The following is a 322-nucleotide window of genomic DNA, read 5'->3' on the forward strand; positions in this document are numbered from 1 at the left end:
GTGACCGTCATTCCGACGACGGAAGCCGAGCTGGCGACCGTACTCGAACAAGCAGCCCGGCACGCCTTCGACCTGGCCGTCGAACCCCCCCTGCGAGCCGACCTCTACGAGCTCTCCTCTCAAGAACACGTCCTGCTGCTGGTCGTCCACCACATCGCCGGCGACGGCTGGTCTCTCGGACCCCTCGCCTCCGACCTCACGCACGCCTACACCGCCCGCACCCAAGGAGAAGTCCCGAACTGGGTTCCACTGCCGGTGCAGTACGCGGACTACACCCTGTGGCAGAACGAACTCCTCGGCGACCAGAACGACCCCGACAGCC

At 66.5% G+C, this 322-nt stretch carries 1 protein-coding gene; it reads left to right on the top strand.

The genetic code is table 11. The features are described from left to right. Window positions 1-322 (top strand): condensation domain-containing protein (locus tag C6N31_RS42730; RefSeq protein ID WP_198359694.1); only part of this gene is annotated, 322 nt, incomplete at both ends.

The sequence above is a fragment of the Streptomyces fildesensis genome (assembly GCF_016107395.1).
GTDB lineage: Bacteria > Actinomycetota > Actinomycetes > Streptomycetales > Streptomycetaceae > Actinacidiphila > Actinacidiphila fildesensis.